Genomic DNA, 7906 nt, shown 5'->3' on the forward strand with positions numbered 1-7906 from the left:
TATTGTAATAGATTGGTTAGGGATAACCTAGTTTGAAAAGGATTTTACTCAGCTAAATAAAAAGGATCCGTACAAAGCTATACGGATCCCTTTTTGAAATCGGTTATTTTATAAATTAGAAAGATACCATTTTGCCCGGATTAATCATTGCGCCGATGCCATACATGCTTTTAGCGAGGGGAATAACAACGGGAGCAAGGGTACGACCAAAAATAATATTTTGATGATCAATTTTAGATAACATTTCGAAGTCGTTAGATTGCCCAACAAAGTCATTCGCGATGGCTTTACCAATACGTACCGTCTGAGCAACGCCGTGACCACTCCAGCCGTGAACAGCATAAATCGGGAACTTATTACCAAACTTACGGCTATCGACTGCACCATTTACGGTTAAATCGGTCGTGCCACTCCAGACAAAATCCATCTCTAGATTTTTAATTTGAGGGAAAACAGTGTGAATTCGATGCTCTAGATAATTTAATGTTTTCTCTGGACCCCAGCATGTGCCAGTGCCTTGGCCACCAAACAATAAGCGGTTATTAAATACGGGGCGATAGTAATCAATTTGGAACTGAGTGTCATAGACCGGATGCCCAAATGGTAAAAGCTCTTTTGTATCAAGCTCTAGCGGGGCAGTCGTCGCAACATAAGTATAGAACGGAATTGTGGTATTGTTTTGCTCTGATAAAAGTTTAAATGAAGCATGGTGTACTGCTAAAACTACAGACTTTTTAGCTTTTACGACCGCATTTGCAGTTTGAACATAAATACCATCTGCTTTTTCTTCTATTGAAAGGACTTCTGTTTGCTCATAAACAGTACCGCCATTTTGGCAAAAGCCATAAATTAAGCCACGGTTTAAAGCTAAAGGATGAATTTGTCCACCTAACTCATCAATTAAACCACCTGTATAGTAGTCAGATTTAATATAGTCCATGAGTTCATGTTTACCCACAATGCGGGTATGGTCTTCACCTAAGTATTTTCGTGCATCGGCGCCTTGTGTTAAACCAACTAAATGCCCTTCATGAACGGCGGCGGTAATGTGGCCGTATTTGCGGTCAAAGTTGAGTTGGTATTTTTCCGAAATGTCATCAATCAGTTGCATCGCTTCTGTAGAGGTAAAATGCCAGAGTTTTTTGGCATCTTCATAACTCAAGCGATCGGCCATTTCTTGAGCTTCCCAGCGAGCTAAACCAGGGGTGAGTTGTCCGCCATTGCGTCCAGAAGCTGCGCTACCTACACGGTTTTTTTCTAATAAAACAGTCTCTACGCCTTGTTCAGCTAAATGTAAGGCCGTAGATGAACCCAATAAACCACCGCCAATAACCACCACATCACATTCAATATCAGCTTTTAAACTGTCAAATGTATGCCAATCAGAAAGTGAGCTTTCATAATAGTTTGCAGGGTTATCTACCGAAGTGTCATTAACCGTGGATGTATCAAATTTTTTATGTTTTGGATTTAACCAGCTCCACTCTTTACCCACTTGTAGAGATTTACTTGGTTTATATTCCACGTCTTTTAAAAGTTGAGGTTTAGAAATAATTTTCATAATAAAGTTCCTTAAAAATTAATAAGCATTACTAATAGCAATACTTTGTTTTTTAATCGTTTTATAGATAAATAGGAGAACACCCAAAGCTAACCAGAAACAACCAAACATGAGTGAAGATGAATCGAGATTAAGCCAGAGGCAAATAATGCTAAAGACTGATATAAGCGGTAAAAATAGGTTTAGAAATTTATTTTTAAACCCTGAACGCTGTTTATCTTTAATATAAAACTTCATAAAAACAGAGAAATTCACGGCTGTAAAAGCGACTAGGGCACCAAAGCTAATTAGGCTGACGACTTGCGCTAAGTCTAGAAAAACCGCTGACATTGAAATAAGACCAACAAACAAAACCGAAAAAAACGGTGTACCTAATGAAATATGAATTGTCCCAAAATACTTTTTAGGGAAAATATTATCGGTACCCATTATATACAGTAAACGCGAAGCGCTGGCATGTGAAGCAAGGCCAGAGGCGACTGTGTTCATAATTTGTCCGCATAAAAATACGGATTGAAAAAAAGCACCACCAACGTAAAGTACAATTTCAGGCAACGCTTCTGAAGGATGTTGAAAACGAAGATTGTTTGGAAAATAAAGCTGAATAAACCAAGCGGCCGTGAAGAAAATCAGCCCACCAGCGAGAGTCGTTAACATGACTGCACGAGGAATATTTTTGGTAGGTTGTTTGGTTTCATTAGAAAGCGTGGTAACCGCATCAAAGCCCAAAAATGAAAAGCACAAAACTGAGGCACCCGCAACGAGAGGGAGTAAAGATTGGTGCTCATGCCAGAGTGGCGCCAATGTAAGCACATGCTCATAACCTTGAGTTGAGCCAATACCCTTAATCACTAAATAAACAAAAATGACCATGAGTATGATCGGTGCAAACACAAACAACAGGCTTAAATTGGCGAGTAACCGAATGCGGAAACAGTTTACTAAAGTGACTAGGCTTGCCGACACAATTACCCAGAACCAGTAAGGCAGACTTGGAATAAGGGCTGTGAGATAAATTGCGGCTAGCAAAACATTAATGAGAGGTAATAACAAATAGTCGAGCAGAGAGCACCAACCGACAAAAAAGCCACTTTTAGGCCCTAAACTTTCAGCTGTATAACTATATGCCGAGCCTGATTTTTCAGAATTTTTACTGAATCTTGCATAGCTCCAAGCGGTGAGTAGCATGGCGCCAAGTGCGAGTAAATAGGCCAGTGGTACATGTCCATTGGTAATGCCAGAGACAATACCGAAAGTATCAAACACTGTCATGGGAGTCATGTAGGCAATACCAATAATCGTGACTTGCCAAAGAGACAGTTTTTTTAAGGAAGACGTTTTATTTTCCATGTCATTTCAACCTCAAATTCGTTGTTTTGCTTTTCATCCGGAAAAGCGATGCTATTTTTGAGCCAAAACTTCCCCTAGACTTGAATAAACACGTCTATTTGGAGAAAGTTTGTACAAAAGTGGGGGGCCGTTTCGCCTTGGTGATGCCCTAAAGCAAGATCAAATACTTATATCTTTGATATAACTCTAGATCACGACCAATTGAAAAGATTGACACGGTCGTGCCAGAAACTGCTCGGGGCTTTGGCCTTTAAATAATGTGCCTGTTCTGATGGTGATATCATTTGAAGTAATCACTCGAGAAGAGTCGTTAATCACAATTGCTTTTTGTTTTATGTTTTTAAGTTTCGGCATAAGAATTTTTTCGAGTGCGGAAACTAAAATATCGGTAGCAATTACACCGATAAATTGATCACGAATCATGACTGGATGGGCAAGGGTGATGGTGTATGCACCATTGCAAATATAGTCGACATAGGGCCCATGGATGCACGGACTTTTGTTTTGAGCAGGTTTATGGAACCATTCAAAAGAGCGGAAATCTAAAAATCGCTGAGCATTTTGATAGTTTTCAAGTTTAGCTTGTTGTAACTGATCTTCTTTTTTATACCACCATTCGAGTGTCCAATAATCTTGCTCTTCTTGCGTTGCAGGGCTATAACTTGCAAAACCAATACCCTGACTGTAATGGCTTTCCTGTAAGGCCTTTTTAATTTCTTTTTGCAAAGCCGTGCGTTCTGAACCTGAAAGCTTAACGTCTTTTGTTTTTTCAGGTTCATGTTTTGAAAGAATTTTGCTCGCTTTAGTTGCCAGCTTTTCTGTAATGGCTGTCGTTTCTTCAACCACCGTCTTTAACAAATTTTGAAGCTCTTCTATATCTAAATGTTGGGTCATTCCTATAACTCCTAAAATTCCGTATTTCTCACTCGATATTTTATAAGTGCTCTACTTTATTGTTTTTATTCGATAGATAACTTATATCGAAGCATTTGGTCTGTTAGCATCGAAATGATTTTTCGCGCTTGAATAACAGCATCATCTTCATTGCCTTGAACAAAAGATGATAAAAGTTGGTGGTATTGAGCGACGACCAGTTGATGAAATTGATCATCTTGGTAAAGCACAGCAATGAGCGGTGCCCATTCGGCTTGTATGGTTAACTCTTGATTTGCCAGTCGAGCTGATTGAGCAAAAGAGGTAAGTGTTAACAAACAACGTAAATCAAGTTGGGCACGTGTGTCTGGTTCAACGGCCTGTTCAAATTGATCAATAAGCTCTTTGATTTTACCTAGTTCATATTCAGTAGTTCTTTGTGCTGCCAAATATGCACCATGGCTTAAAATTGCACTATGAAACTCGCCTAAATCAGCTAGATATTCATTGGAAGCCTGACGCAGAGGGTGCTTGTTTAAAAGTAAATCTGAGGGCAACTCACAAACAAAGCTTCCGCCGTTTCGCCCGCGTCGTGTATCAATCAGACCTTTTACGCGTAAAGTATTTAAAGCTTCACGGACCGTAATGGGTGACACTCCCATTAAGCGAGCTAGATCCGCCTCGTTAGGAAGCTGTTCATTGCTTTTGAGCAATCCAGAGATAATTGCATTTTCCAAGCGTTCCACAACTTGTTCCGATCGAGTTGCCTGAGCGATAGGTGCAAAAATTATCGTATATGCTGACATGGCGAATTCTCTAAAAGCTAAGTCAGAGACTTAGCTTAATGAAACGGATAAATGATTAAAACACGCCATATTGATGGACTGCCTGTTCATCTTCAGGCACAGCTGGTATTGCATCCCAAAGTTCAACAATTTTGCCATTATCCACACGCCATAATTCAAAATAGGCATGTCGATTTCCGGCAATACTTCCTTCGGAATGTGTCAAGACAAATTGACCATCAGCAATGGAGCGATGCGTTTTGGAGTATACCAAACCTTGTCCTTCATTACGGATATTGTTCAAAAAATCAATAACTGCTTTAACACCATCGCCAATGTCTGGACTATGTTGAATGAACTGATCGTCGTGAGTGTATTCTTTGAATGCTTCGTAATTGCCATCAATTAATGACTTCTTAAAGAACGAGGTCACAATCTCGCGGTTTTTCTCTGGATCATGGTGAGTGACGATTTCAGTTGGACCATCTAATTGGGTTCTACCACTCACATTCGGCGCAGCTTCTGCCACAAGACCATCCCAATGTTCCACAATTTTGCCATCTTTCACTCGGTAAATATCAAAACCAACTAAAGGGTTTTCATCTAGACCCTGAAAGCGGCCATGAATTGCAACCAAGTCACCATCTGCCAATACACGCACAGCTTCGTGTTGCATGTCAGGACAGTCTTCTACCAATTGGCGAAGGCCCGAAATGCCATTTGCAACGAGTGGTGAGTGCTCTATAAAGTCTTCAGAAAAATAACGGTCCAGAGCAGTGGTATCGTGCAAATTAAAGAGCTCGTGATGGGCTTTAGTCACCAAGTCTTTCATTTCTTGCTTATTCATTTTGATCTCCTTTCAAAACGCATTGTTATTATTCGTTTGAACTCATCACATGTTTAACACGGGTATATTCTTCAAAACCGTAGCCAGATAAATCTTTACCATAACCTGATTTTTTGAAACCGCCGTGTGGCATTTCTGCGGTCAAAGGAATATGGGTGTTGATCCAAACTGTACCGAAATCGAGTTCACGAGAAAGACGAGTTGCGCGGGCATGGTCTTTAGTCCAAACACTTGAAGCTAAGCCATATTCAACATCGTTGGCTTTTTCAATCGCATCATTTTCATCGGTAAATTTTTGAACGGTAATCACTGGTCCAAAAATTTCATTTTGAATTGCTTCATCGTGTTGTTTTAAGCCACTAATAACAGTTGGTTCAAAATAGAAGCCTGGACGGTCTGCTTGTTTTCCACCTGTTTCAACTTTGGCGTGAGCAGGTAAGTTGTCGATAAAGGCTTTAACATTTTTCAATTGGTTGGCATTGTTAAGTGGGCCATAAAGTGCGTCTTGATCATCGGGTTCACCAAAACGAGTATTTTTTGCAGCTTCAACTAACTTGCTTAAAAATTCATCATGAACAGATTCAGCCACAATCACACGTGTTGCCGCAGTACAGTCTTGGCCTGCGTTGAAATAGCCCGTTAATGCAATCATTTCAACTGCTTTATCGAGGTCGGCATCTTCAAAAACCACTACAGGTGCTTTACCACCAAGCTCAAGATGCGCTTTCGCCAGATTTGCTGCGGCAGAAGCTGCAACTTGTAATCCCGCACGAACTGAACCTGTAATCGAAACGAGAGCAGGGGTTTTATGTGATACAACTTTTGAACCCACCTGAGCTTGGCCTAACACCACGTTAAATGCACCTTTAGGGAAAAATGGTGCAGCAATTTCAGCAAGTAAAAGCGTACTTTCAGGCGTTGTATCACTTGGTTTAAGTACTACGGTGTTACCTGCGGCTAAAGCTGGAGCAATTTTCCAAACAGCCATCATGAGTGGATAGTTCCAAGGTGTAACCTGCCCAACTACACCGACAGGTTCGCGGCGAATAGAAGAGGTTAAACCTTCTAAATATTCACCTGAAGCAGTGCCATTGAGTAGGCGAGCAGCACCTGCAAAGAAACGAACCTGATCTGCTGATGCACCCACTTCTTCCGATGCAATTAAATGTTTTAACTGACCCGTATTACGACTTTGTGCCTCAATTAAACGATCAGCATTTGCTTCAATAGCATCTGCTAAATTCAGTAATGCTTTTTGACGAGTCGATGGTGTACTACGTCCCCAAATTTTAAATGCTTCTTTTGCAGCAGCATAAGCTGCATCAACTTCTGCCTCGGTCGCATTCGGTGATTGCGCATAAACTTCACCAGTGACTGGGCTTACCAAATCGAAGAAATCATTTCCTTTGCTAGCAACATATTCGCCGTTAATGAAGTGTTGTAGTTGAGTTTTAGCCATTTTTTATACCTTGTCCTTAGGTTTTAACATATAACATATAATACTATATGTATTATGTTTTAAATTTTCTGTCAAATGCTTTGATGAGGGGAGTAAGTGAAAAAAGTAGGAATTTAAATCAAATTGGATTTTAAGTTTTTGATTTTGATTATTTAAAAAAATTAAAAATTTATTGACGATTTTTAGGAGAAGTTGATTGTCGTACTAGTTCAGTAGATTTAATGAAAGATAATTGAATAATTTTCTAATCGAGAGCAGCTTGAGGAGCCAAGATTTATACTTAGCTCATCAATTTTTTGAGCTTATAATTTGAAATTAAAGTGAATGATTAAGTTTTATGACTCGCAAGCAGAATGCTAGTTTCACTGTTATAAATACCTGAAATATTTCTAATTCTTTCTAAAACTTTGTCGAAGTTTTCTAAAGTATCAGAGCGTAGCTCGACCAAAATGTCCCATTTGCCATTCGTTTTATGTAGACATTCCACGGCACTTTCTAGGCGTAATTCTTTAATCACAGACTGCGCTTTGGTCCCTTCAACCATAATGCTCATCCATGCACGGATGACGTTGCGTTCGGCATTGGGTTTAAACCGTACCGTATATCCAGTAATGATGCCCGAAGACTCTAAATATTCGATTCTCTTTTTTACCGTTGCCCGTGAAACGTGAACTTTTTCGGCTAACTCGGTAACAGACATCCGTGCGTTATCTTTAAGCAAACCTAAAATAATTTGATCAATGTTATCCATATTGTAATTGTCAATTATCAGATTGGTAAAAATTAATTCATTTTTGACTGAATTACAAATTTTGTGAATCAATTTGATTTTGAATAATAGGGGCATCGGTTAAGCCTAATAATTCAATTTAATGGACTAGATAAGATGAATAATTTTGCAGTTTCTCGTAATGACTTTAACGAGTGGATGGTTCCAGTTTTTGCACCGGCAAATTTCATTCCGGTACGTGGAGAGGGTTCACGTATTTGGGATCAAGAAAATAAAGAATATATCGATTTTGCAGGCGGGA

General features: G+C 39.6%; 7 protein-coding genes and 1 pseudogene. 1 reads left to right on the top strand and 7 read right to left on the bottom strand.

The annotated features are described in order from the left end of the window. Nucleotides 1-115: 115 nt before the first annotated feature. The 7 genes from ACTJJG_RS09260 to ACTJJG_RS09290 form a co-directional block, all read right to left on the bottom strand. Nucleotides 116-1561, bottom strand: coding sequence for an NAD(P)/FAD-dependent oxidoreductase (locus ACTJJG_RS09260; protein ID WP_032056790.1), 1446 nt, complete (start codon nucleotides 1559-1561; stop codon nucleotides 116-118). A gap of 18 nt (nucleotides 1562-1579) precedes the next feature. Then, complete coding sequence (locus ACTJJG_RS09265; protein ID WP_032037926.1) at nucleotides 1580-2911, bottom strand: APC family permease; 1332 nt, start codon at nucleotides 2909-2911, stop codon at nucleotides 1580-1582. A 186-nt stretch (nucleotides 2912-3097) separates the two neighbouring features. After that, the gene (locus ACTJJG_RS09270) at nucleotides 3098-3805 is read right to left on the bottom strand and encodes a cache domain-containing protein (protein WP_005075618.1); all 708 of its coding nucleotides are present in this window, start codon (nucleotides 3803-3805) and stop codon (nucleotides 3098-3100) included. Nucleotides 3806-3870: 65 nt separating this feature from the next. Continuing rightward, nucleotides 3871-4590 carry a FadR/GntR family transcriptional regulator gene (locus ACTJJG_RS09275; RefSeq protein ID WP_001277426.1) on the bottom strand — a complete coding sequence of 240 codons (720 nt, stop codon included), beginning with the start codon at nucleotides 4588-4590 and terminating at the stop codon, nucleotides 3871-3873. A 55-nt stretch (nucleotides 4591-4645) separates the two neighbouring features. Beyond that, nucleotides 4646-5416 carry a nuclear transport factor 2 family protein gene (locus ACTJJG_RS09280; RefSeq protein WP_016802970.1) on the bottom strand — a complete coding sequence of 257 codons (771 nt, stop codon included), beginning with the start codon at nucleotides 5414-5416 and terminating at the stop codon, nucleotides 4646-4648. A 28-nt stretch (nucleotides 5417-5444) separates the two neighbouring features. Beyond that, nucleotides 5445-6875: a gamma-aminobutyraldehyde dehydrogenase gene (locus ACTJJG_RS09285; protein ID WP_032056789.1), complete on the bottom strand. Its 1431-nt coding sequence runs from the start codon at nucleotides 6873-6875 to the stop codon at nucleotides 5445-5447. Between the two features lie 328 nt (nucleotides 6876-7203). Beyond that, nucleotides 7204-7626, bottom strand: a complete 423-nt coding sequence (locus ACTJJG_RS09290) for an Lrp/AsnC family transcriptional regulator (RefSeq protein WP_002120489.1) — start codon at nucleotides 7624-7626, stop codon at nucleotides 7204-7206. Nucleotides 7627-7761: 135 nt separating this feature from the next. On the opposite strand from ACTJJG_RS09290, the pseudogene ACTJJG_RS09295 reads away from it, so the two are divergent. Continuing rightward, nucleotides 7762-7906, top strand: a pseudogene (locus ACTJJG_RS09295) (bifunctional succinylornithine transaminase/acetylornithine transaminase); the annotation flags it as partial.

It is taken from the genome of Acinetobacter sp. 22512 (assembly GCF_052044755.1).
Lineage (GTDB): Bacteria > Pseudomonadota > Gammaproteobacteria > Pseudomonadales > Moraxellaceae > Acinetobacter > Acinetobacter pittii.

Coding starts and splice junctions, on each gene's coding strand:
- ACTJJG_RS09260 (WP_032056790.1), bottom strand. CDS start 1,561: ATGAAAATTATTTCTAAACCTCAACTTTTAAAAGACGTGGAATATAAA.
- ACTJJG_RS09265 (WP_032037926.1), bottom strand. CDS start 2,911: ATGGAAAATAAAACGTCTTCCTTAAAAAAACTGTCTCTTTGGCAAGTC.
- ACTJJG_RS09270 (WP_005075618.1), bottom strand. CDS start 3,805: ATGACCCAACATTTAGATATAGAAGAGCTTCAAAATTTGTTAAAGACG.
- ACTJJG_RS09275 (WP_001277426.1), bottom strand. CDS start 4,590: ATGTCAGCATATACGATAATTTTTGCACCTATCGCTCAGGCAACTCGA.
- ACTJJG_RS09280 (WP_016802970.1), bottom strand. CDS start 5,416: ATGAATAAGCAAGAAATGAAAGACTTGGTGACTAAAGCCCATCACGAG.
- ACTJJG_RS09285 (WP_032056789.1), bottom strand. CDS start 6,875: ATGGCTAAAACTCAACTACAACACTTCATTAACGGCGAATATGTTGCT.
- ACTJJG_RS09290 (WP_002120489.1), bottom strand. CDS start 7,626: ATGGATAACATTGATCAAATTATTTTAGGTTTGCTTAAAGATAACGCA.